The following is a 24,395-nucleotide window of genomic DNA, read 5'->3' on the forward strand; positions in this document are numbered from 1 at the left end:
ATGCTGCACTGCAAAACACGCATCCCGGCCTCGAACCCGCCTTTGACCGTTGTCCCAGGCCTCGCCAAAAGCGCATGAAATGCCTTTTTTCAAGACACTTCACGCATTGTCCGGCGGACCCCGCGCGTCTCGTCGACTCGCTTCGGCAACGCGCACGCGCCGCCACGCCTGCATACGTATTCATGCGTCTTCGAACCCATCCTCTGGCGACGTCATCGGGATCGCGTGGAATAGTGGCGCCCGTTTTCGACCGCCAGGCAGTGGCCTGGCGGGGCACCGCATTTCTCGGGGAAGGCAATGAACAACTGGTGGCGTGGCGCGGTGATCTACCAGATCTATCCGCGCAGCTTCATGGACACCAATGGGGATGGCATCGGCGACTTGCCGGGCATCGTCGAGCGGCTGGACTACGTGGCCAGCCTGGGCGTGGACGCAATCTGGATCTCGCCGTTCTTCAAGTCGCCGATGGCCGACTTCGGCTACGACATCGCCGACTACCGCGATGTGGACCCGATGTTCGGCACCCTGGCCGACTTCGACGCGCTGCTGGCCAAGGCCCATCGGCTGGGCATCAAGGTGATGATCGACCAGGTGCTCAGCCATTGCTCGGACCAGCATGCGTGGTTCCAGGAGAGCCGGCAGAGCCACGACAACCCCAAGGCCGACTGGTACGTCTGGGCTGATCCGCAGGAAGACGGCACGCCGCCCAACAACTGGATGTCGATCTTCGGCGGCGTGGCCTGGCGCTGGGAGCCGCGCCGCGAGCAGTACTACCTGCACAACTTCCTGGGCCTGCAGCCGGACCTGAACTTCCACAACCCCGATGTCCAGCAGGCCACGCTGGACAACGTGCAGTTCTGGCTGGACCGCGGTGTGGATGGCCTGCGCCTGGATGCGATCAACTTCTGCTTCCACGACCAGCAGCTGCGCGACAACCCGCCCAAGCCCAAGGCCGAGCGCGTCGGGCGCGGTTTCAGCCCGGACAACCCCTACGCCTACCAGTACCACTGGTACAACAACACCCGCCCCGAGAACCTGCCGTTCCTGGAGCGGCTGCGCGCGCTGATGGACCGCTATCCGGACGTGGCCGCGCTGGGCGAGATCTCCTCGGAAGACTCGCTGGCCACCACCGCCGAATACACCGGCCACACCCGCCTGCACATGGGCTACAGCTTCGAGCTGCTGGTCGAGGACTACAGCGCGGCCTACATCCGCGAGACGGTCTCGCGGCTGGAGGCGGCCATGGACGAAGGCTGGCCGTGCTGGGCCATCTCCAACCACGACGTGCCGCGCGCGGTGACCCGCTGGGGCGGCGCTGGCGATGCGGCCTTCGCCGCACAGCTGGTGGCGCTGGTGTGCTCGCTGCGTGGCTCGGTCTGCGTCTACCAGGGCGAGGAGTTGGGCCTGAGCGAGGCCGAGGTCCCCTACGAGCTGCTGCAGGACCCGTACGGCAAGGCGTTCTGGCCCAACTTCAAGGGCCGCGACGGCTGCCGCACGCCGATGCCGTGGCAGGCGCTGCCCGGCGGCGGCTTCAGCGCCGGCGTGCCGTGGCTGCCGGTGCCGGCCGAACACGTGCAGCGCAGCGTGGCGACCCAGGAGGCCGATCCTGACTCGGTGCTGCAACAGGTGCGCCGCTTCCTGGCTTGGCGGCGGCGCCATCCGGCGCTGGTGCGCGGCGATATCCGCTTCCTGGACACGCCAGAGCCGGTGCTGGCCTTCGTGCGCGAAGGCGAAGGCCAGGCGTTGCTGGTGGTGTTCAACCTGTCGACCGCGCCGGTGCAGTGGCCATTGCCGAAAGGCATGAAGACCACCACGGTCGACGATCACGGCCTGCGCGCGGCGACGCTCGAGGCCGGCACGCTGTCGCTGCCCGGCCGCGGCAGCTGGTTCGCGACCCTGGCCTGAGCGGCGGGCGCCGCATGGCCATGCGCAAAGCACCTGCCGCGATGCAACAAAAGGCCGACCGTGGGCATGTGGAAGCGTTTTTCATGCGTGCGCACCGCGCCTGCCAAGCGCAGGTCGGTGCCACAGCGACATCGCTGCGCGCACCGAATTTCATCGCATTGCCATGAATACGTATGCAGGCCGATGCATCCGCGCGGGCCGGCACTACCATGGCCGCCCATTCGAATAGGCCTTGTTTTAACGCCTTTGCGAAACGCCGGCGATGTGGGGATGCCGGCCCACACCTTGAACGCTGCACCGACATTGACTGGAGGGGAAAATGTTGACTCCCAAGCGCAACCTGCTGTGCGTGGCCCTGGCGTCCGCGATCACGTTGACCAATACGCATGCCAACGCGCAGACCACGCCGACCGATACCACGGCCGATCCTGCTGGCACCCAGACCGCCCAGGCCACCGATCTTGAGCGGATCACGGTGACCGGCATCCGCCGCAGCATCGAAGGCGCGATCTCGGTCAAGCGTGAATCGACCTCGATCGTCGAGGCGATCTCGGCCGAGGACATCGGCAAGCTGCCCGACGTGAGCATCGCCGAATCGCTGGCGCGCCTGCCCGGCCTGGCCGCGCAGCGCGTGGCCGGACGCGCGCAGGTGATCAGCGTCCGCGGCCTGTCGCCCGACTTCTCCACCACCCTGCTGAACGGGCGCGAGGTGGTCAGCACCGGCGACAACCGCAGCGTGGAGTTCGACCAGTACCCATCGGAACTGGTCAACGGCGTGACCGTGTACAAGACGCCCGATGCCGGCCTGGTCGGCCAGGGCCTGTCGGGCACCGTGGACATGCAGACCGTGCGCCCGCTGAGCTTCGGCGAGCGCGTGATCGCCATCGGCGGCCGCTACCAGCGCAACTCGCTGGGCAAGGCCGCCAACGTCGATGCCTATGGCAACCGCTTCAGCGTCAGCTACATCGACCAGTTCTTCGACAAGACCCTGGGCGTGTCCATCGGCTATGCGCATACCGACATGCCCATCCAGGAAAACCAGGTGGGTCTGTACGAGCCATGGAGCACCCAGAACACCGACAGCGGATCGCGTCCTGGCGTGGCGCCGGGCACCTATTTCTCCGATGGCATCAAGGCGCTGCGCCGCACCGGCAACTCAAAGCGCGACGGCGTGATGGCCACCGTGCAGTACCGGCCTTCCAACAACTGGACCAGCACGCTCGATGCCTTCCATACCGAAGCCGAGCAGATCGACACGGCCAACCAGTTCGAGCTGAACCTCAGCAACTACAACGGCGGCTACACGCCGGGCCTGCTGATCACCAATCCGCAGGTCAACGCGGACAACACCTTCACCGGCGGTACCGCCAGCGGCGTGTATCCGCTGGTGCGCGGCATGTACAACAAGCGCAAGGACAAGATCGACGCGTTCGGATGGAACAACGAGTTCAACGCCGGTGCGGTGAGGATCAACACCGACCTCAACTACTCCAAGGCCACGCGCAAGGAACTCAACCTGGAGAACAACCTCCAGCTGACCCCCATGCCGCAGCTGGACACCGTCGGCCTGGCCTTCCGTGGGAACGACTTCTCGCAGATCTCGCCAAGCCTGGATTACTCCAATCCCGACGCCCTGTTCCTGACCAACACGATCTATGGCTCCGGCTACGGCAAGGCGCCGCAGGTGGAAGACAGGCTGAAGGGCGCGCGCCTGCAGGCCAGCTTCCCCATGCCGCAGTCGCTCAGCTGGTTCTCCGACCTGGACGTGGGCGTCAACTACGCCGACCGCGAAAAGCAGAAGCACCAGCCAGAGGGCAACATCACCCTGGGCGCGCAGGGCGACAGCACCGTCGCCTCGGACCTGCAGTATTCCCCGGTGAACCTGGGCTTTGCCGGCATCGGCTACATCCCGGCCTGGAACGTGCCTGGCGCGGTGGCGCGCTACATGGTGTTCGAACCGAACGAGGACGCGTCCTACCTGGTCTCCAAGGCCTGGACGGTCGATGAAAAGATCACGACCGCCTGGGCGCGCGCCAATATCGACACCCAATGGGGCGAGGTCGGCGTGCGCGGCAACGTTGGCGTGCAGATGCAGCACACCGACCAGTCCTCGAGCGCCAACTACTGGGATGCCTCGCAGCCTGCCGGCAGCGAGGTGCGCCCAATCGAGGAAGGCAAGACCTACAACGACTGGCTGCCTAGCCTCAACCTGGCGTTCCAGTTTGCGCACGAGCAGACCCTGCGCTTCGCCCTGGCCAAGCAGGTGGCCCGTCCGCGCGTGGACCAGATGCGCGCCTCGCTGGAATTCGGCGTGGACACCTCCACCGGCAAGCCCGGCGCCAGCGGCGGCAATCCGCTGCTCGATCCCTGGCGCGCCAACGCGGTCGACCTTTCGTATGAGAAGTACTTCGGCGAAAAGGCCTACGTGGCCGCCGCGGTCTTCTACAAGGACCTGAAGTCCTACATCTACACCCAGACCCGCGACGACTACGATTTCAGCGCGCTGGTGGCCGGCTACGTGCCGCCGCCGGGCATGACCGTGCCGGTACAGACCACGGGTACCTTCAGCGCGCCGTTCAACGGCAAGGGTGGCACGCTGCGGGGCCTGGAGTTGACCGCCTCGCTGCCGCTGGACATGGTGTTTGCGCCACTGGAAGGCTTCGGCATCCAGGCCAGCGCGACCTTCAACGACAGCGACGTCAAGATCATGGATCCGGAAAGCGCCTCCAGCGTGGGCAGCGATGCCATCGACCTGCCCGGCCTGTCCAAGCGCGTCTACAACTTCACCGCCTACTACGAGCACAGTGGATTCGAGGCGCGGGTGAGCCAGCGCAGGCGCTCGGACTTCATCGGCGAGATCGGCAACTTCAACGGCAACCGCACCCTGCGCTACGTGGTCGGCGAGAACATCACCGACGCGCAGATCAGCTATACCTTTGGCGACGGCAGCAACCTGAAGGGCCTGAGCCTGCTGCTCCAGGGGAGCAACCTGACCAACGCGCCCTACCGGACCTATGCCGAAACCAAGGACCGCCCGCTGGAATACATCGAGTGGGGCCGCACGGTCGTGCTGGGCGTCAACTACAAGTTCTGACCACAGCGGGATCGGTCGATACAGGGCGCCCCGCGAGGGGCGCTTCTGTTAGGGCGATGACGGGACCTGGGACAGCTGTGCCTGGATGGCCGCGCGGTCGATCAGCGACCACACCTGTGCGATACGCCCCGCCTCGACGCGGTAGAAGACGTGTTCGCAGAACCGCACCCGGCGCCCGTTGACCGGCAGTCCGAACAGTTCGCCCATCGGGGTGCAATCGAACACCAGCCGCGCGGCGATGATCGGCGCGGTGCAGGCGAGCTGGTCGATGGAAAATCGCAGGTCCGGAATCGACCGGACGTCGTCTTCCAGCATCCGTCGGTAGCCCTCCAGCCCAAATGCCCGCCCGTTGTGGCTGACCGACTCTGCGACGAATTCGCCCAACGCGTCCCAATCCCGCCGATTCAGGCAATCCAGGTAGGCGCGGTAGAAGCGATCCATGTCCTGTGCGTGCATGCGTACTCCATGGTCGTTTGTGGAAGCGCAGTGCAGCAGGCCTGGCCTGTGCACGAAGTCAACGCGCAAGTTCAGGCGCCGTCGGCCGGCTCCAGGCGCGGTGTCATCGCGCCCTGACGCGGCAGGCGCCGGCCCGCGCGGCGATCGGCGCGCCAGCACAACCAGCCGGCGACGAAGAACGTCGTCGCCCCCAACGCCAGGTGCATCGGATCATGCGCGACCAGCGGCGACAGCACGCCGGCCACCAAGGCGTTGGTGGTGAGCTGGACGAAGGCCTGCAGCGAGGACGCCAGCCCGCGCTGGCGCGGATACAGGTCTAGGACGGCCAGGGCCAGGATCGGGAACACCAGGCCCATGCCGGTGCCGGCCACGAAGATCGGCAACACCGCCCACGGCACCTCGAAGGTGGGCGATATCGACGCGTAGGCGATGCTCGCCAAGCTGGCCACCGCGCAGCAGATGAAGCCCACGCGCACCTGCGCGGCGGGCTTCAACCTGCCGGCCATGCGCCCGGACAGCCACGAGCCCAGCGTCATCCCGCCGATGGTGGGGATGAACAGCCACGCAAAGTCCTGCTCGGTCTTGCCCAGCAACTCCATGACGACCACGGGCGCCGAAGCGATGTACAGCCAGATCCCGGCGAAGGTCAGCGCGCCCGAGGCGGCCAGGCGCTGGAAGCGGCGGTCCAGGCCGATGGCCTTGTAGCCCCGCCACAGGCCACCGGGCGAGAGCGGCGTGCGCGCGGCCGGCGGATGCGTCTCCGGCAGCCAGACCGCCGTGGCCAAGATCAGCAGCGCAGCGAAAACGACCAGGAACCAGAAGATCACCGGCCAGCCCGCGCCGCTGCCCAGGATCCAGCCCCCGATGATCGGCGCGATGGCCGGGGCGATGCCGAAGATCATCGACACCTGGCTCATCAGCTTCTGCGCCAGGTGACCCTCGTAGAGGTCGCGGATCACCGCCCGCCCCACGATCATGCCGGCTCCGGCCGAAAAGCCCTGCAGGGCACGGAACGCCAACAAGGTGCCCAGGTCGCGCGAGAGCGCGCAGCCGGCCGAGGCCAGTACGAACACCACCAGTCCGCCCAGGATCACCCGCTTGCGGCCGAAGGCATCGGACAGCGCGCCATGGGCCAGGCTCATGACTGCGTAGGCCAGCAGGTACACGCTGACGGTCTGCTGCACCGCGACCTGTTCCACGCCCAGGCGCTGGGCCAGCTGCGGGAAGGCCGGGAAGATGGTGTCGATCGAGAACGGCCCGAACATCGCCAGTCCGGCCAGCAGCAGGGCGAGACGACGGGTCGAGGTGGCGGGCAACGGCATGGAATGGGGTCCTGGCAGGCGCCATCTGCGCGGATGGCACGCACGGGCGACACGACGAGGGCGCCGCGCAGCCCCGGGGGGCACACGGCGATGACAAGGAAGGAAGGGCGCCATGATAGGCGCTGGGCCCGGTCCCGTTAACCGCCCGGGCCGGACAGGCCGTCCCGGGATCGCGACACCCGGCGTCCGGCCCGGGCGTACGCAGCCCTGCCCGGCCCGTATAATCGGCGGGGCAACACAGGTGGGAGAAGCGGCGCAGGCCCGTCCAGGACCGGCTCCGCTGCCGAAGGCGCAACGCCCGTAATCGCTCAGGCCCGATACCACCGCAGGCAGCACACACTCTGGAGAGACCGGTCGGCCCGTGACAGGGCTCGGCACCGGCGCCGAAGGGGCACGAAGCGCAATCCAGCGCGCTTTTAAACTCTCAGGCAAAAGGACAGAGGGGCGCGAGGAAGACGCCGCCACTCCGCCGATCCGCATCTGGATCGCAGGAGGGCCGCGGCTTCCGAACCTTTCGCGTGCCCCACCCTGACGGATGCCTGCCATGTCCCAGAACACCCCCTCGCTGCGCGACCTCGAACACCACGGCGCGTTCGTCGAACGCCACATCGGCCCCAACGACGCCGAGATCGCGCAGATGCTCGACGTGGTCGGCCATCCGACCCTAGAGTCGATGACCGACGCCATCGTCCCGGGCAAGATCAAGTCGCCGGCCCCGCTGGCCCTGCCCGAGGCGATCACCGAAGAAGAAGCGCTGGCCAAGATCCGCCAGATCGCGCTGAAGAACCAGGTGTTCCGGAGCTTCATCGGCCAGGGCTATTACGGCACTCACACCCCCAAGGTGATCCTGCGCAACATCCTGGAGAATCCGGCCTGGTACACCGCCTACACCCCCTACCAGGCGGAAATCTCACAAGGCCGCATGGAAGCGCTGATCAACTTCCAGACCATGTGCGCCGACCTGACCGGCATGGAGATCGCCAACGCCTCGCTGCTGGACGAGGCCACCGCGGCGGCCGAGGCGATGACCCTGGCCAAGCGCTCGGCCAAGTCCAAGTCGGACGTGTTCTTTGTCCATGACGCGGTGCATCCGCAGACCCTGGAACTGCTGCGCACCCGCGCCGAGCCGCTGGGTATCGTGCTGGAACTGGGCACGCCGGCACAGGCGATGGACGCCGATGCTTTTGGCGTGCTGCTGCAGTACCCGGATACCTTCGGCCACATCGGTGACTACAAGGCACTGGCCGACGCCGTGCACGCGCGCAACGGCCTGGTCGCCGTGGCCACCGACCTGCTGGCCCTGACCCTGATCGCCGCGCCCGGCGAATGGGGCGCGGACATCGTGGTCGGCAACTCGCAGCGTTTCGGCGTGCCGTTCGGCTTCGGCGGCCCGCACGCCGCGTTCATGGCCTGCCGCGATGCCTACAAGCGCTCGATGCCTGGCCGCCTGATCGGGGTGTCCATCGACGCCCAGGGCAATCCGGCGTATCGCCTGACCCTGCAGACCCGCGAGCAGCACATCCGCCGCGAGAAGGCGACCTCCAACATCTGCACCGCGCAGGTGCTGCTGGCGGTGATGGCCTCGATGTACGCCGTCTACCACGGCCCCGACGGCCTGACCCGCATCGCCCGTCGCACCCATCGCCTGGCCGCGATCCTGGCCGCCGCGCTGCGCGATGCCGGCGTCGAAGTGGGCGAACACTTCTTCGACACCCTGCACGTCAAGGGCGTCGACGCCGACGCGATCCACGCCAAGGCGCTGGCCGCCGGCATCAACCTGCGCGTGATCGACAGCGAGGCGCTGGGCGTCAGCGTCGATGAGACCACCACGCGCGCCGACATCGTCGCGCTGGGCGCGCTGTTTGGTGCGAGTGTGGATGTCGATGCGCTCGATGCCGCCACCGCCGATGCGCTGCCGCAGGGCCTGGTGCGCACCAGCGTGTTCCTGCAGCACCCGGTGTTCAACACCCACCACAGCGAGCACGAACTGCTGCGCTACATGCGCGCCCTGGCCGACAAGGACCTGGCGATGGATCGCACCATGATCCCGTTGGGCAGCTGCACGATGAAGCTCAACGCCACGGCCGAGATGATCCCGGTGACCTGGCCGGAGTTCGGTGCGGTCCATCCGCTGGCCCCGGCCGCGCAGTCCGCCGGCTACACGCAGCTGATCGATGAACTGGAAGCCATGCTGGTCGAATGCACCGGCTATGACGCGGTGAGCCTGCAGCCCAACTCCGGCGCGCAGGGCGAATACGCCGGCCTGCTGGCGATCCGCGCCTACCACCGCTCGCGCGGCGAAGGCCATCGCGACATCTGCCTGATCCCCGAGTCCGCGCATGGCACCAACCCGGCCTCGGCGCAGATGTGTGGCATGAAGGTCGTGGTCACCAAGTGCGATGCCAACGGCAACGTCGATGTCGACGACATCCGCGCCAATGCCGAGAAGTACTCCGACCGTCTGGCCGCGCTGATGATCACCTACCCGTCCACGCATGGTGTGTTCGAGGAAGACATCGTGGCCATCTGCGAGGCCGTGCACGCGCACGGCGGGCAGGTCTACACCGACGGTGCCAACATGAATGCCCTGGTCGGCGTGGCCAAGCCCGGCAAGTGGGGCTCGGATGTCTCGCACCTCAACCTGCACAAGACCTTCTGCATCCCGCACGGCGGCGGCGGCCCGGGCGTGGGCCCGTGCGCGGTCAAATCGCACCTGGCCCCGTTCCTGCCCAAGACCCTGGGCGGCGAAGGCGAAGTCGGCATGGTCTCGGCGGCGAGCTTCGGCAGCGCCAGCATCCTGCCGATCAGCTGGATGTACATCACCATGATGGGCACCGGTGGCCTGCGCAAGGCGACCCAGGTGGCGTTGCTCAACGCCAACTACATCGCCAAGCGGCTCAGCCCCCACTACAAGACGCTCTACACCGGCCGCAATGGGCTGGTGGCCCATGAGTGCATCCTGGACGTGCGTCCGCTGGAAAAGGCCACCGGCATCAGCGCCGAGGACGTGGCCAAGCGCCTGATCGACTTCGGCTTCCATGCACCGACCCTGAGCTTCCCGGTCGCCGGCACGCTGATGGTCGAACCGACCGAAAGCGAATCCCAGCACGAGCTGGATCGCTTCATTGACGCGATGATCCAGATCCGCGAGGAGATCCGCGCCATCGAAGACGGTCGCCTGGACCGTGAGGACAACCCGCTCAAGCATGCCCCGCACACCGCTACCCAGGTGTCGGGCAGCGAGTGGACCCACGCCTACCCGCGCGAACTGGCCGCCTTTCCCCTGGCCAGCCTCAAGCAAGCCAAGTACTGGCCGCCGGTGGCGCGCGTGGACAACGTCTATGGCGACAAGAACATCATGTGCGCCTGCATCCCGGTCGATGCCTACAAGGAAGACGACGTCGAGGCCTGATCACGCCCAGGTCCGCTGACGCGACAAGGCCCCGCTCCGGCGGGGCCTTGTCGTTGAAGCCATCAGGTCCCGAAGGCGACCTGCCGGTCGAGCACGGCCGGTGCGGGATGGATCCGGTTACGCCCCTCGGCCTTGGCCTTGTACAGCGCCTGATCGGCGGCCTGGAACAGCGACAGGGTCGTGTCGCCTTCGTCCAGCCAGTCGTGTTGCCGGATCGCGATGCCGATGCTCACCGAGACATGGCCCAAGGGCGAGGCCGGATGTGCGATCCGCAGTCCGGACACCGCGCCTAGCAGGCGCCTGGCCATGGCCTCGGTGTCGGCTTGACTCGCGGCCGGCATGACCGCCGCGAACTCCTCGCCGCCGTAGCGCGCCACCAGTTCGTCGGCGCGCTGCAGGCAGCCTTTCAGCGCCGCGGCCACGCGAACCAGGCACTGATCGCCGCGCACATGTCCCTGGCTGTCGTTGAACTGCTTGAAATGGTCCACGTCGATCATCAACAGCGAACAGGTCACGCCGCTGGCGAGGATCTCGCGGACGCGGGCATCCAGCGCGCCGCGATTGGCGATGCCGGTCAGCGGGTCGATCCCCAGTTGCAACTGCAGCTGGCGGTTGTCCAGATCGACCTGCTCACGCAGGTCCTGGTGCCGGGTCTGGACGAAGGCCACCCGCAGGCCATACAGGATGGCGGCCAGCATGACCGCCGCGGCGCCGCCTGCGAAGTGCAGCCGTGACAGGCTCAGGCCCAGCATCAGCACGCCCAGTGAGATCGCCACTGGCGCGAAGGCGGCGATCACCCGACCGGTGCGCACCGAGGGCCGATAACGCCGCAGCCAGCGCGGCGGCGGCAGGCCGGCCAGGATCGCGACGGCCACAAACGCCGGCTCGATCAAGATCGCGCTCCACCCTGTCGGCCCGGCAACGCTCAACCGGTTGTAGACCGCCGCGTCGATGGCGTTGAACCACAGAAAGGCCGCGGCGACCCAATACAGATAGCGCCGGTTGATGCTGCGCGCGCCAAGCAGGCGCAGCGTGGCCAGCAGCGCCAGCGAAAAATCGATCACGTCGGCATGCCAGATCGCAAAGCGGGTGGCATCCAGCCCCGCAGGGACCGCGCCGCGCACCACCGTGACGATCAGCAGCGCCAGCAGCACGCCCAGCAACAGAGAGGTCCCGGCGTCGAGGATGCGCACCGCGCGCGGCTCGCCATGGGAGAATGCGCCGGCGATCAAGTACATGCACGGCAAGGTGTACAGCGCCGAGGCGACCTCGGCGGCGATGGAAAGCGAGGCGACACGCGCCGGCCAGAGCGTCCCCAACAGCAGCACGCTTCCCCAGACCACCTGCATCGTGACCGCCAGGGCAAGCAGGCCCCAGAGCGCGCGCAGGGTGCCGATGGTCAGCGCCCGCTGCCGCCACAGGGCGGCCAGTGCCGCGCTCATGACGCCCAACCGCAGCAGTTGTTCGGCCACCTCCGGCCGCAGGCCTTCGCCGGTTGCGACCAGCACGTGCAGCGCCATCAGCCCCAGCGCAATGCTGGCATAGCGTAGTTTCAGCCGCACGCGGCGTCCACGCCCGACGTGCCTGGGGATCCCAGGTTGGCGCCCGCCACTCACTTGCGCTGGCGGCACGCGATTCATATCGCTTCGACGGCCGAGGCGAGGGTACCGGCCGGTTCATGGCGATCAACCGCCACGAGCCCCCAGCGCTGCGGGCGCCGGGCGACCCGGCTCTCGCTGGCATGCGTACGCAGCCCGCCCATGGCCGGTAGCGCCATGGCCGCCAGGACCTGCCGCCGAGGCGGGGAGTGCGCGTCGGCCTCCGCACCAGGCCTCGCGCTCAATCCCCACTGCATCGCCAGCATTGCCATGGCGGCCACGCGCGATCCCCATGCGGCATGGCACCGCATCCCAGCCACACGGGCGCTGTCATGCCACGATGGCCCATCGTCGTGTGATGCCTGCGTCCTTGCCTGCTGCTGTGCCTCCTGCCTGCGTGGCGTGCTGTGCATGACGGCTCCGCGAGGCGCCGCTCCGCGGCCCCCAATTTGCGCAATCCGAAGCAAGTTCCGCGCCAGCCATCACAAGTGTGATGAAGCACACATTTACCATACCCTGGCGCATGCCGCTGCGGCAATGGCTGACCCGGCACGTCACCCGCGCTGACGGTGGAGGCCGAACGTTACCCATGTCTCACCGCGATCCCGGCGTCTCCTCCTCCGTCGCGCCGCGGGCGATGCGCGCTTTCCAGGTCCGTCCATGCTGCCCGCGTCCCCCCTTCTTAATGCGTGTCGTCTGGATCTTGCGCCTGCGCGTCGGACGGCAAGCATCGCCGCGCGCCCGACGACCTGGCGATGCGATCGTGTCCAATGCGGCAACGGGCATCCGTGCCGACCCCAACGCGTATCACGCGTCACAAGACGATGCGGGCCTCGACCGATGCGCCCCCAACTGCCTGACGACGGGCCACGGGCCAATGCGCAAGGCCGATCCAGCAGACCAGAACATGGGAAGCGGGCAAACCAGACCTGGACCGGCGCGGTGAGCCTACGCGCGATCACGATGGCCCCACCAGGACCGTAACGCCATCACCGCTTCACACGGGCAAGTGCCATCCGCACCCGCCTCCGATGCGGCCAGCCCGTATCCGAGGCTGATGAGAAGGTGACACAACGCGTCACCACGCTGGCCAAGCGCTCTGGGATGCCTCTTCACAAAAGAGTGTCGCGGCAGGCGCTAGGCAGATGCAGGCGCGGCACCACGCCGCTTTGCAGGGCCAAGGCGCTCCATGGCACGCTCCTTGCTGCTTTCTTCGGCGTCCCCCGCCTTTGGACGGCCCCCGGCCGATTCCAACCAACATGATCGGAACCTACAACCTTCCTCTGGTGCTGGCGTCCTTCCTGGTCGCCGGCATCGCATCCTATGTGGCGCTGAGCATGACCGAGCGCATCTCCGCCAGCGAGGGCGCCACCGCGCGTTGGTGGTTGGCCGGCGGTGCCTGTGCGCTGGGATTCGGCGTGTGGTCCATGCATTTCATCGGCATGCTCGCCTTCCGCCTGCCGATCCCGCAGGGCTACGATCTGCTGATCACCGGTTACTCCCTGCTGATCGCGGTAAGCGCGTCGGGCTATGCGCTGTGGATGGTCAGCCGCCCCACCCTGCCGATGAGGCAGTTGCTGGGCAGCGGCCTGATCATGGGTTCAGGCGTGGCCGCGATGCATTACGTCGGCATGGCCGCCATGCACATGGAACCCGGGATCGACTACGACCCATTGTGGTTTTCGCTGTCCATCGTCATCGCCATCGCCGCCTCGGTCGCGGCGCTGTGGATCTCCTTCGCCCTGCGCAGCGAGCACCGGCACCTGCTGCGCCTGCGCCTGGCCGCGGCGGTGGTGATGGGCCTGGCGATCGCCGGCATGCACTACACCGGCATGGCCGCCGCACGCTTTCCGGCCGGAAGCATCTGCGGCGCAGCCCTGGGCCGTGGCGTGTCCCCGCAATGGCTGGCCGCGCTGGTCGGCAGCTCCACCTTCGGCATCCTCGGCATCGCCCTGGTCATCTCGGTGCTGGACCGACGTCTGCAGGAGCGCACCGTGCTGCTGGCCACCTCGCTGGACAAGGCCAACCAGGAGCTCACCCACCTGGCCATGCACGACGGACTGACCCGCCTGCCCAACCGGGTGCTGCTGGAAGACCGTCTCACCCAGGCCATCGAGAACGCGCGCCGCGGCCAGCGTCGCTTTGCGGTGATGTTCATCGACCTGGACGGGTTCAAGGTCATCAACGACGCCTACGGCCACCAGGTCGGCGACCGGCTGCTGCTGCAGCTGGCCTCCAACCTGGTCGAAAGCCTGCGCGCTGAAGACACCGTCGCACGCCTGGGCGGAGACGAGTTCGTCGTGCTCACCGAGATCGAAGCACCGGAGGACGCGGCCACCATCGCCCACAAGCTGATGGAACTGGCGACCCTGCCGATGGAGGTGGACAAGACCGAAGTCGCGGTCTCGGCCAGCATCGGCGTGGCGATCTACCCTGAAGACGGCCGTCGCGCGCAGGACCTGCTAGCCAACGCCGATGCCGCCATGTACGCGGTCAAGGAACGCGGCCGCAACGGCTACCAGCTGTTCGAGCCGGCCATGAACCGGGGCGCGCACGAGCGCATCGCCCTGACCCAGGACCTGCGCCGCGCGATCGGGCGCGGCGAGCTGTTCCTGGACTATCAGCCCAAGGTCCAGGCCCCGGCTGGCCCGGTGATGGGCGTCGAGGCGCTGGTGCGTTGGCGCCACCCGGCGCGCGGCCTGATCATGCCCAACGACTTCATTCCGCTGGCCGAACGCAGCGGCCTGATCATCGAGCTGGGGCGCTGGGTCCTGGACGAGGCCTGTCGACAGATGTCGGAGTGGCGCGCCGAGGGGTATGCGCTGGGCAGCGTGTCGGTGAACCTGTCGCCTACGCAGTTCCGCTCCGACCTGCTCTACCACGACGTCAAGGCTACGCTGGCCCGCCACGCGCTGCCCGCCGCGTCCCTGGTGCTGGAGATCACCGAGTCGATGGCCATGCATGACCCGCAGACCAGCCTGGAGATCCTGCGCAAACTTTCCGACCTTGGCGTGAGCATCTCCATCGATGACTTCGGCACCGGCTACTCCAGCCTGATGTATCTGAAGAAGCTGCCGGCCAGTGAACTCAAGATCGACCGTGGCTTCGTGCGCGACCTGATACCTGGCAGCGACGACGAAGCCATCGTCTCGGCCATCGTCGCGCTGGGCCGTACCCTGGGCCTGCAGGTGATCGCCGAGGGCGTGGAAACCGCCGAACAGCAGGCGCTGCTGACCCAGTTGGGCTGCACCTCGCTGCAAGGCTATCTGCTGGGTCGCCCGGGCCAGCCGGGCATCGTGCGTACTGGCTTCGAAAGACAAACGGTCCAACTGCGTCGCGGTTGAGCCCCGCAGGGCTCGCCATGTGCCGACGGAGGGTCGGACCATGGCTGCGCACCATGGAAGGTGGCGCGCGAGCGGCATGGCGAATGCATCGGTGGCGTGAAGCGCGAGCGGCAACGGCGTCCGGTCTTATGCCAATGCCGCAGCCGGCTCGTGAACTGCCGGTGCAACGCCAAGCGGCATGACGACCTCGTCACGCCCCGCGAAACCGAAACCGACACGATGCGTGAAGACCGTCGCGCGAAAGCTCGACGAACCATTGACGCCCGCGCTCCCAGCATCGGGGGTCCTGCCTTCATCATCCCCCGGAGTTCCTACCCCATGGCCGATCGCAAGCAAGCCTCCAAGCCCGCCGCCCCGCCCTCCAACGATCAAGCCGGCCAGGGTGGCGAGCTCCACCAGCCCGCGGGCGGCACGCATCCGGCATTGACCACCAACCAGGGCATTCCGGTCAGCGACAACCAGAATTCCCTGCGCGCCGGCCCCAAGGGACCGACGCTGCTGGAAGACTTCGTTCTGCGCGAGAAGATCACCCACTTCGACCACGAGCGCATTCCCGAGCGCATCGTGCATGCACGCGGCACCGCGGTGCATGGCTATTTCCAGCTGACCAAGTCGCTGTCCAAGTACACCACCGCCAAGATCCTGACCGAGGTCGGCGAGAAGACCCCGGTCTTCACCCGCTTCTCGACGGTGGCCGGCGGCGCCGGTTCGGTCGATACCCCGCGCGACGTGCGCGGCTTTGCGGTGAAGTTCTATACCAAGGAGGGTAACTGGGACCTGGTGGGCAACAACATCCCGGTGTTCTTCATCCAGGACGCGATCAAGTTCCCCGACCTGATCCACGCAGTGAAGATGGAGCCGGACCGTGGGTTCCCACAGTCGGCCACCGCACACGACACCTTCTGGGACTACATGTCGCTCACCCCCGAGGCCATGCACATGGTGATGTGGGCGATGAGCGACCGCACCCTCCCGCGCTCACTGCGCATGATCGAGGGGTTCGGCATCCACACCTTCCGCCTGCTCGACGCACAGGGCAAGAGCACCTTCGTCAAATTCCATTGGCGGCCCAAGCTGGGGCTGCAGTCGCATGTGTGGGACGAGGCGGTGAAGGTCGCCGGCGCGGACCCGGATTTCCTGCGCCGCGACATGTTCGAGGCCATCAGCGCTGGCGACTTCCCCGAGTGGGAGCTGGGCGTGCAGCTGTTTACCGAAGAGCAGGCCGAGCAGTTCCCGTTCGACCACCTGGACTCCACCAAGATCATCCCCGAGGAAACCATCCCGCTGCAGATCATCGGCAAGATGGTCCTGGACCGCTGGCCGGACAACTTCTTTGCCGAAACCGAGCAGGTCGCCTACTGCCCGGCCAACATCGTGCCCGGCATCGACTTCTCCAACGACCCGCTGCTGCAGGGCCGGTTGTTCTCCTACCTGGATACGCAGCTCTCGCGCCTGGGCTCGCCCAACTTTCACCAGATCCCGGTCAACGCGCCCAAGTGTCCGTTCCACAACAATCAGCGCGATGGCCACATGCAGATGGGCACGCCCAAGGGCCGCGTCGCCTACGAGCCGTCCTCGCTGCAGGACGACAGCCCGCGCGAGACGCCGGCTGGCTTCACCAGCCACGCCACGGTGGATGATGGCGCCAAGGGTCGCGTGCGTGCTGAAAGCTTTGCCGACCACTACAGCCAGGCGCGCCTGTTCTATCGCAGCCAGACCAAGCCCGAACAGGCGCATATGGCCTCTGCCCTGGTCTTCGAGCTGTCCAAGGTCGAGACCCCGCATGTGCGCGCGGCGATCGTGGGCCACCTGCGCCACATCGATGCCGATCTGGCCCAGCGCGTGGCCGATGGCCTGGGCATGGACACGCTGCCTGAAGCGCCCAGCACCACCACCGAGGTTGTGGACATGGCGCCGTCACCGGCGATCCAGCTCATCGGCAAGATGAAGGACACCCTCAAGGGACGCAGTGTCGGCATCCTGGTCGACGATGGCTCGGACGCGGCCACGGTCAAGGCGCTGTCCAAGGCGATCGAGGACGCCGGTGCCATGGCCAAGCTGGTGGCGCCCAAGCTGGGCGTGAAGCTGTCCGATGGCAAGAAGCTCACCGCCTTTGGCCAGCTGGCGGGCACGCCGTCCTTCATGTTCGACGCGGTGGCCATCGTGCTCACCCCCGAGGCCGGCAAGAAGGCGTCCAAGGACAGTGCGGCGATCGACTTTGCCAGCAATGCCTGGGCGCACCTGAAGGCCATCGCCAGCGACGCCGGCGCCGCGCCGCTGCTCAAGGCCGCCAACGTCGGCAAGGACGCTGGCATCATCGATGCGTCCGATGCCAAGGCCTTCATCGCTGCGGCCAAGACCCGGCAGTGGGCGCGCGAACCCAAGCTGCGCATGCTGGCCTGAGCCAGCGCAACGGGTCTTCCGTCAGCAAACACAGGCAGGCCGCCCTCTCCGGGCGGCCTGCCTGCTCTTAGAGGTTCAGCGGCGCAGCGCCATGACCACGTCCAAGGCCTCGCGCAGCTTGGCCGCGGTGACCGGCTTGACCAGGTGATGGTCGAAGCCCGCGGCCCGGGTTTTCTCGCGATCTTCCTCCGCTCCCCAGCCGGTCAGGGCGACGATGCGCAGGTCCTGTCCATCGGGGCGCTGGCGCAGGCGCCGACAGACCTCGTGCCCATCCAGTCCCGGCATCCCGATGTCGGTAAACACCACGGCCGGATGCCCGGCCGCGACTGCGTCCAGGCCTGCCAGGCCTTCGTAGCAGGTCACCACCTGATGTCCCAGCGCCTGCAGCACCATGGAGATCGAGTCGGCCGCGTCGCGGTTGTCATCGATGACCACCAGCGTCAGCACGCTGGGGGCCGCCTTGGCCTGGGCATCGGCGGACGGCAGCGGCGTCCCGCTCGCGGCGTCGAGCGGGAGCTGGATGGTGAAGCAGCTTCCCTTCCCCAGCCCATCGCTATGGGCTTCGATGTGTCCCTGGTGCATCTCCACCAGTTCACGGGCCAAGGCCATGCCAACGCCCAGTCCGCCCAGGGTCGCGTCCCGACCGTTGTCGGCCTGCGCGAACAGCTCGAAGATCGTCTCCAGTTGGCTGGCTTCCATCCCTAGCCCCTGGTCGCGCACACGCAGGTGCGCCTTGTCCTTGTGTTCCAACAGCGAGAGCCAGACACGTCCGCCTTCGGAACTGAACTTGACCGCATTGGCCAGCAGGTTGCCCAGCACCTGGGCCAGGCGTGTGGGATCGATCCTGACCCACACCGGGCCGTCGGGCAGCACGCATTCCAAGGTGAGCCCGTGCTGAAGGTAATGCGGGCGGAAGGCTTCGGCCACTTCGCGGACCAACTGCACCAGATCGCGCCGCTCCAGGCGCAGGATGACTTTGCCCAGGGTGATGCGGTTGATGTCCAGCAGGTCGTCGAGCAGCTCCGTCATCTGCGCGATCTGGCGCTCCATCATGGGCGTGGCCGGATGACTGGATACGCCATGGCTACCGAGTTTCATGGCTTGCAAGCCACTGGTGATGGTCGCCATGGGATTGCGCAGTTCATGGGCCAACATGGCGATGAACTCGGTCTTGCGCCGTCCTTCCTCGCGCAGCGCGTCCTCGGCCCGCTTGCGCTGGGTGATGTCGCTGAACAACACGCCGACCTGACCACAGCCTGGCGCACCGACCGGAAAGGCATGGACGTCGTAGTAAAAGCCCAGCGCCGACGCCCCATGCTCGAACCGCTCTGGCACACCAAGGCGTGCGATCCGCCCGTAGGTTTCGAACCAGTGCGCCTCATGCGCCGGCGCGATTTCGCGCATGCGCCGACCAACCGCATCGACGATGCCGGTCACGCCCTCGAAAGCGGCATTGACCTCCAGGAAGCGATAATCGACCGCCTGGTCCTGCGCGTCGAACAACACCTCGATGATGCAGAAGCCCGACTCGATCGAATCCAGCAGTTGCCGGTACTTGTCGGCGGACTGCTGCGCACGCTGGTCGTGCATGGCACGGCCGCTCACGTCATCGAGCACGCCAAGCAAGCGCATCGCGCGTCCCTGGGCGTCACGTTCGATCACCTGGACACGGTCGCGCAGCCGACGCGCCTGCCCGTTCGCAGCGCTTACCCGATATTCGATGTCCAGGGGCTGCCCCGTCCGCAGCATGCACTCGTATTCGGCACGGGCGCCGTCCACATCGTCGGGCAGCACCGCATGCCACCAGTCAGAGGGGCCAGCTGGGTCGAGGCCAAGCAACTCGTACAGATGCCCGGGCGCAGTCCGCGGAATCGCATGCGCGGCACTGGCCTCATACAGCATCCCCGTAGGGCGTCGCGCATCGAACGGTGGCGCAAGCGCCGTCGACGCTTGAGTGGTACGGATGGAAGCCAGTGTCGTGGTCCTGCCTGCAGGTCGTGCCCGTTCGCGGGAGGGTAGCGACCTTCACGCTGAGACAACGTGAACGACACGTGCTCCTATCAAGGCACTTGCCCCCGCCTCACTTCGAGGGCGTCGTCGGGCTCGGCGCGGGGTCAGGTGCGTCGGAACGCGAAGGATCCGGCGCATGGCCGCGCGGCACATGCGGCATCCCCTCGCGCGAGGCCGGTTGCGACTGCGGGTCGTTGCGCTCGTCGTTGGTGCGTTTGCCAGGCTGCTCCCCGCGCTCCAGTGGCCCTGGCATCCGCGCTTGCTCAACTGCGTTGGTCGGGCGGCTCGGGTCCTGGCTTTGGTCGATGTTGTCTTTCATATGGATCTCCATAAAGAATCGAATGAGACACAGTTGGCAGGTGATACGCCGAGGTAGACCACAGACGCGAGCGGCATCAGGCGGCATTGCGTTTGCGGGTACGCGCGGCTTTCTTGGCGGCAGCCTTGCGAACCGCTGGCCCCTTGGTCCTGGCCGCCTGCTTGGCGGCCGCAGAACGACTGGCCTGGGTCCGCTTGCTCGCGGCCTTCTTTGCCTGACGCGAGAGGGCCTGTTTGCTCGCAACCTTCTTGGCCGACGACGAGGATTTGGCCGCCGTCTTCAGCGCTTTCTTGGCGCCCTTGGATCTGGCCGGTGAGGCGCGCTTACCGGCCTTGCCCGATTTCGCGGCCTTGGTGTCCTGTGCGGCCTTGCGCTTGACGGACTTGGAGGCCGTCTTTGACGGCTTGACCTTGACCCCGTCACGGCGCGCCTTGGACAGGCCGATGGCGATGGCCTGCTGGGTGCTCTTCGCACCGTGCTTGCCCTCTCTAAGATGATCGATTTCCTCGCGGACGTATTCGCCCGCCTGGGTCGCTGGAGACTTGCCCTCGCGTCGATCCTGCGCGGCGGCCTTACGTGTGCGTTGTTCGGGCATATCGGTCCTCGTGCACGAAGTGGCGATACCAAGACATCATGCGTCGTGGCCCGGTGAGCCGAAGGTGGAGTCCATACGATTCAATGCACACGGCTGACTAACATGCAGCCAAGCCATCGCCGACCCACATGCGCGGACACCCGCCCGCTTTCCGGGTCGGCGCCTCTCGCCGCCGCCAAAGCTTGGCTAAATCGTTTTAGGTTCAGGTCTCATCCCTCGCGGCGCCTTGAACGCAGGGCTGCATGACGCGATCCAACCGTGCTAGCGTTCATTTCTCGATCACGCTTTCCGGGAATGGGCCATGCGATACCCACACCGCGCTCGCCAAGGCATGCGCGCGATTTGTAACGTTTTAGCTTGCGCAGCGCTGCTGGCGTCCGGTGCGGCCGGCGCCGCGTCGCTGACCACCGCGCAGGAACAGGCTTTCGCGGCGGTCGATCCTTTCATCGGCAGCGGCGGCGAGGGTCACACCTTTCCCGGGGCCACCCTGCCCTTCGGCATGGTCCAGCTCTCGCCCGATACGCAGATCAAGTCGCGCAAGGACGGCTATGGCTGGGCCGCCGGCTACCGCTACAGCGACCACACCATCGTCGGCTTTTCGCATACCCACTTCTCGGGATCGGGCCACTCGGACCTGGGCGACTTTTTGGTCATGCCGACCACCGGCGAACTGCAGCTCGAGCGCGGCGACGTGGACAAGCCGGGCAGCGGCTTCACCTCGCGCTTCGACCACGCCACCGAAACCGCGCAGCCGGGCTACTACGCCGTGACCCTGGCCGACTCGGGCGTGCGCGCCGAGCTGACCGCCACCGCGCGCGTGGGCCTGCACCGCTACACCTTTCCGAAGGGCAAGCCCTCGCACGTCATCCTGGACATGCGCACCAGCATGTACGACTACCCGGGCAAGGTGCTGTGGTCGCGGGTGCGCATCCGCCCGGACGGCACCATCACCGGCTTTCGCGAGACGCGTGGCTGGGCGGCCGGGCGCCAGCTGTACTTCGCCATGCGCTTCTCGCGCCCGGTAACCGCGCACACGCTCAACGACACCGAGCAGAACGTGATCTACAAGGGCTTCGCCCCGCCGGCAGCCGATGATCCGTCCAAGCGCGCGCAGATCGAAGGCCGCCAGCCGGTGGCCAGCTTCGACTTCGGCGATGGCGGCGGTCCGGTGCTGGTGAAGATGGCGATCTCGCCGGTGAGCGAGGACAACGCCGTCGCCAACCTGGAGGCCGAGGCCCCGGCGTGGGACTTCGATGGCGCACGCGCCGCCGCCAAGCAGCAATGGGCCACGGCGCTGGCCGCGGTCGACGCCCAGGGCAGCAAGCAGCAACGGACGCAGTTCTACACGGCGCTGTACCACAGCTTCCTGGGGCCAACGCTGTTCATGGACGTCGATGGCCGCTATCGCGGTCCGGACAACGCCGTGCACCAGGCCAAGGGCTGGACCAACTACTCCACCTTCTCGCTGTGGGACACCTACCGCGCCCTGCACCCGCTGCTGACCCTGGTGCAGCCGCCGCAGCACACCAACGACATCGTCAACTCACTGCTGGCTTCGCGCCGCGAGAGCCCCTACGGGATCCTGCCGGTGTGGGCATTCAACGGCCTGGAGACCTGGTGCATGATCGGCTACCACGCCGTGCCGGTGATCGCCGATGCCTACATGAAGGGCATCCGCGGCTATGACACCACCGAGGCCCTGGACGCGATGGTCGCCAGCGCCGACTATGGTCCCTACGACGGCATCGCCCAGTACCGCGAACTGGGCTATGTCCCGATCGATGAGGAAGGCGAAGCCGCGTCCAAGACGCTGGAGTACGCCTTCGACGACTGGACGATCTCCCAAGTTGCCAAGGACATGGGCAACGCCAAGGTCGCCGCCGAATTCACCCAGCGCGCCGGCAACTGGAAGAACGCCTACGACCCGGCCACCGGCTTCATGCGCGCCAGGAAGCGCGACGGCGCTTTCCGCGAACCTTTCGATCCCACCGCCAGCGGCTATGGCACCGACTACACCGAGGGCAATGCCTGGCAGTACTCCTGGTACGTGCCACAGGACGTGGCCGGCCTGGCCAAGGCCCACGGGGGCGCCGACAAGCTGCTGGGCATGCTGGACCAGGCCTTCGATGCCAAGGTCGATCCGAAGGTCTTCGAGCACATGGAGGACATCACCGGCCTGATCGGCTGGTATGCGCACGGCAACGAGCCGGGCCACCACGTGTCCTATCTGTACGCCTACGCCGGCCAACCCTGGCGCACCCAGCAGCGCTTGAAGCAGATCATGGACACCCAGTACAAGGACACGCCAGACGGCCTGGCCGGCAACGACGACCTGGGCCAGATGTCGGCCTGGTACGTGTTCACCTCACTGGGCTTCTATCCGGTTACCCCGGGCAGCAACCAGTACGTGATCGGCCGGCCGTTCCTGCCCCGGGCCACGCTCAATCTGCCCAACGGCAAACGCTTCACCGTGGTGGCCGACGCGCTGGACGCCAAGCATACCTATGTGGGCAAGGTCACGCTGGATGGCAGGCCGCTGGACCGCGCCTACGTCACCCACGAGGAGATCATGGCCGGCGGGGAGCTGCACTTCACCATGCAGGCCGAGCCCAACAAGACCTGGGCCACGGACCTGAGCAAGCTGCCTTATTCGCAATCGGCCCAATAGGCGCGCACGTCCAACGCCGAAGGGCCGCAGGTGCAGCATGCGGCCCTTCTCCCATCGGCACGCCACAGGGCATGCCGGGCGAGCGCGCCTAGAGCGACTGCAGGATCAGCGAATGCCAGCCTGTGCTGTAGGTTTCGTAGCCGGGCGAAGCGGCATGGGCGATGCAATGCACACGGCCATCGAGATCGGCCAGCACCGCGCCGCGGGCTTGCTTGAACAAGGCCTCACGGCCAGCAAAGTCGATCCGCTCCTGCAACATGCGCCCAGCCGAATCGGCCAGGACCTGCCCACGCCCGTCCACGATGCACACCCGGGTGCGAGTCCACTCCTGCGCCGACAGCGGCGTGCGCTGGACGACCGTCTGGGCCAAGGCATCCCAGCGAAACACGATGCCCAGCACACCCAGCACGCGTCCGTCGACCCGCCCGCCATCACGCACCGTGCAGGCGTACACCAGGACGCGTTCGCCGTCGGCCAGCGCGCTGGGGTGCACGTCCTGGAAGCCGAACTCCTCGCCGCTGCGTGTCCGCGAGGCCTCCTGAAACCAGGCCTGGCCGGACACGTCGCTCCCCACCGAGTCGTATTGCCGCGGTCGGCCGTTGGCCAGGACCCGGCCGTCGGTGCCGGCCAGCACCAGATCGAAATAGACCGTATACGAGTCCAGGATCTGGCCCATCCGGCGTGATGCGTGCGACAGCGCCTCGTCGCTGCGGCCCTGGCGCGCAGCGGCGACCACGGCGGCGTCGGTGGCCCACCAGCGCACGTCGCAGCTGCGCTCGTAAAGATTCCGGTCGATCAGATCGATGTTGCTCAGGGCCAGTTCGCTCAGCCGGGTCTGACGCACGCCATCGTCCAGCCGTTGCAGGGTCTGGCGCATGTCGGCGCTGGTCGTGGCAGCGACCTTGTCCAGGTCCAGGGTGGCGTCTGCGACGCGCCGGGACAATACGTCCATCTCCTGCGCGATGACACTGAAGCCGCGGCCGGCCTGACCGATACGCGCAGATTCGATTCGCGCATTCATGGCGATCACGTGGGTGGTGCGGTTGATCTCATCGATCCGCTGTAGCGAGCGTCGCAGCTGGATCAGGAGTTGATCGGAAAGGCCCACCACAGAACGGATGTGATCATCGATTCCCACCGCTGTGGGCGTGCCTGCAAGGTTCATTTGCGCTGTCGGTGGGAGGGAGGGAGGGGACAGCAAACGCAATTTCACTTGAACACTTAACGGCCGCCGATCGCGCACCTTGAGACGAACGTGCTCGGCACACG

At 66.9% G+C, this 24,395-nt stretch carries 14 protein-coding genes and 1 riboswitch; of the genes, 7 read left to right on the plus strand and 7 right to left on the minus strand.

Translation table 11 applies throughout. The features are described 5' to 3' along the window. Positions 1-297 precede the first annotated feature (297 nt). The 3 genes from PJ250_RS18955 (at position 298) to PJ250_RS18965 (ending at position 4,999) form a co-directional block, all read left to right on the plus strand. A complete protein-coding gene (locus PJ250_RS18955; protein ID WP_271646163.1) occupies positions 298-1,905 on the plus strand; it encodes an alpha-glucosidase family protein in 1,608 nt (535 codons plus the stop codon). A gap of 14 nt (positions 1,906-1,919) precedes the next feature. Then, positions 1,920-2,072, plus strand: coding sequence for a hypothetical protein (locus tag PJ250_RS18960; RefSeq protein WP_271646164.1), 153 nt, complete (start codon positions 1,920-1,922; stop codon positions 2,070-2,072). A gap of 152 nt (positions 2,073-2,224) precedes the next feature. Beyond that, entirely contained in the window at positions 2,225-4,999 is a 2,775-nt protein-coding gene (locus PJ250_RS18965) for a TonB-dependent receptor (RefSeq protein WP_271646165.1), read from the plus strand. Positions 5,000-5,047: 48 nt separating this feature from the next. Here the strand turns inward: PJ250_RS18965 and PJ250_RS18970 are convergent, their stop codons facing one another. Both PJ250_RS18970 and PJ250_RS18975 read right to left on the minus strand, forming a co-directional pair. Beyond that, positions 5,048-5,455, minus strand: a complete 408-nt coding sequence (locus tag PJ250_RS18970; RefSeq protein ID WP_271646166.1) for an ester cyclase — start codon at positions 5,453-5,455, stop codon at positions 5,048-5,050. Positions 5,456-5,526: 71 nt separating this feature from the next. Further along, entirely contained in the window at positions 5,527-6,777 is a 1,251-nt protein-coding gene (locus tag PJ250_RS18975; protein ID WP_271646167.1) for a multidrug effflux MFS transporter, read from the minus strand. Between the two features lie 331 nt (positions 6,778-7,108). After that, a riboswitch (glycine riboswitch) is annotated at positions 7,109-7,227 on the plus strand. Between the two features lie 85 nt (positions 7,228-7,312). On the opposite strand from PJ250_RS18975, the gene gcvP reads away from it, so the two are divergent. Beyond that, positions 7,313-10,189: an aminomethyl-transferring glycine dehydrogenase gene (gene gcvP / locus PJ250_RS18980; protein ID WP_271646168.1), complete on the plus strand. Its 2,877-nt coding sequence runs from the start codon at positions 7,313-7,315 to the stop codon at positions 10,187-10,189. A gap of 62 nt (positions 10,190-10,251) precedes the next feature. Here the strand turns inward: gcvP and PJ250_RS18985 are convergent, their stop codons facing one another. After that, positions 10,252-11,751, minus strand: a complete 1,500-nt coding sequence (locus PJ250_RS18985) for a GGDEF domain-containing protein (protein ID WP_271646169.1) — start codon at positions 11,749-11,751, stop codon at positions 10,252-10,254. A 1,295-nt stretch (positions 11,752-13,046) separates the two neighbouring features. Here PJ250_RS18985 and PJ250_RS18990 point away from each other — a divergent pair. Both PJ250_RS18990 and PJ250_RS18995 read left to right on the plus strand, forming a co-directional pair. Next, entirely contained in the window at positions 13,047-15,131 is a 2,085-nt protein-coding gene (locus PJ250_RS18990) for a putative bifunctional diguanylate cyclase/phosphodiesterase (protein WP_271646170.1), read from the plus strand. Between the two features lie 318 nt (positions 15,132-15,449). Then, a complete protein-coding gene (locus tag PJ250_RS18995) occupies positions 15,450-17,534 on the plus strand; it encodes a catalase (RefSeq protein ID WP_271646171.1) in 2,085 nt (694 codons plus the stop codon). 75 nt (positions 17,535-17,609) lie between these two features. Here PJ250_RS18995 and PJ250_RS19000 read toward each other — a convergent pair whose 3' ends face one another. From PJ250_RS19000 to PJ250_RS19010, 3 genes are all read right to left on the minus strand, one after another. Continuing rightward, positions 17,610-19,436 (minus strand): hybrid sensor histidine kinase/response regulator, encoded by a 1,827-nt coding sequence (locus tag PJ250_RS19000; protein WP_271646172.1) that lies wholly within the window; start codon positions 19,434-19,436, stop codon positions 17,610-17,612. Between the two features lie 178 nt (positions 19,437-19,614). Further along, the gene (locus tag PJ250_RS19005; protein ID WP_271646173.1) at positions 19,615-19,863 is read right to left on the minus strand and encodes a hypothetical protein; all 249 of its coding nucleotides are present in this window, start codon (positions 19,861-19,863) and stop codon (positions 19,615-19,617) included. Between the two features lie 76 nt (positions 19,864-19,939). Then, positions 19,940-20,458 carry a DUF6496 domain-containing protein gene (locus PJ250_RS19010; RefSeq protein ID WP_271646174.1) on the minus strand — a complete coding sequence of 173 codons (519 nt, stop codon included), beginning with the start codon at positions 20,456-20,458 and terminating at the stop codon, positions 19,940-19,942. Positions 20,459-20,759: 301 nt separating this feature from the next. On the opposite strand from PJ250_RS19010, the gene PJ250_RS19015 reads away from it, so the two are divergent. Then, positions 20,760-23,126 (plus strand): GH92 family glycosyl hydrolase, encoded by a 2,367-nt coding sequence (locus PJ250_RS19015; protein WP_271646175.1) that lies wholly within the window; start codon positions 20,760-20,762, stop codon positions 23,124-23,126. 88 nt (positions 23,127-23,214) lie between these two features. On the opposite strand, the gene PJ250_RS19020 is transcribed toward PJ250_RS19015, so the two are convergent. Then, positions 23,215-24,234, minus strand: a complete 1,020-nt coding sequence (locus PJ250_RS19020) for a methyl-accepting chemotaxis protein (protein WP_271646176.1) — start codon at positions 24,232-24,234, stop codon at positions 23,215-23,217. Positions 24,235-24,395: the final 161 nt, after the last annotated feature.

Origin of the sequence: Pseudoxanthomonas sp. JBR18 (assembly GCF_028198165.1) — a bacterium.
Lineage (GTDB): Bacteria > Pseudomonadota > Gammaproteobacteria > Xanthomonadales > Xanthomonadaceae > Pseudoxanthomonas_A.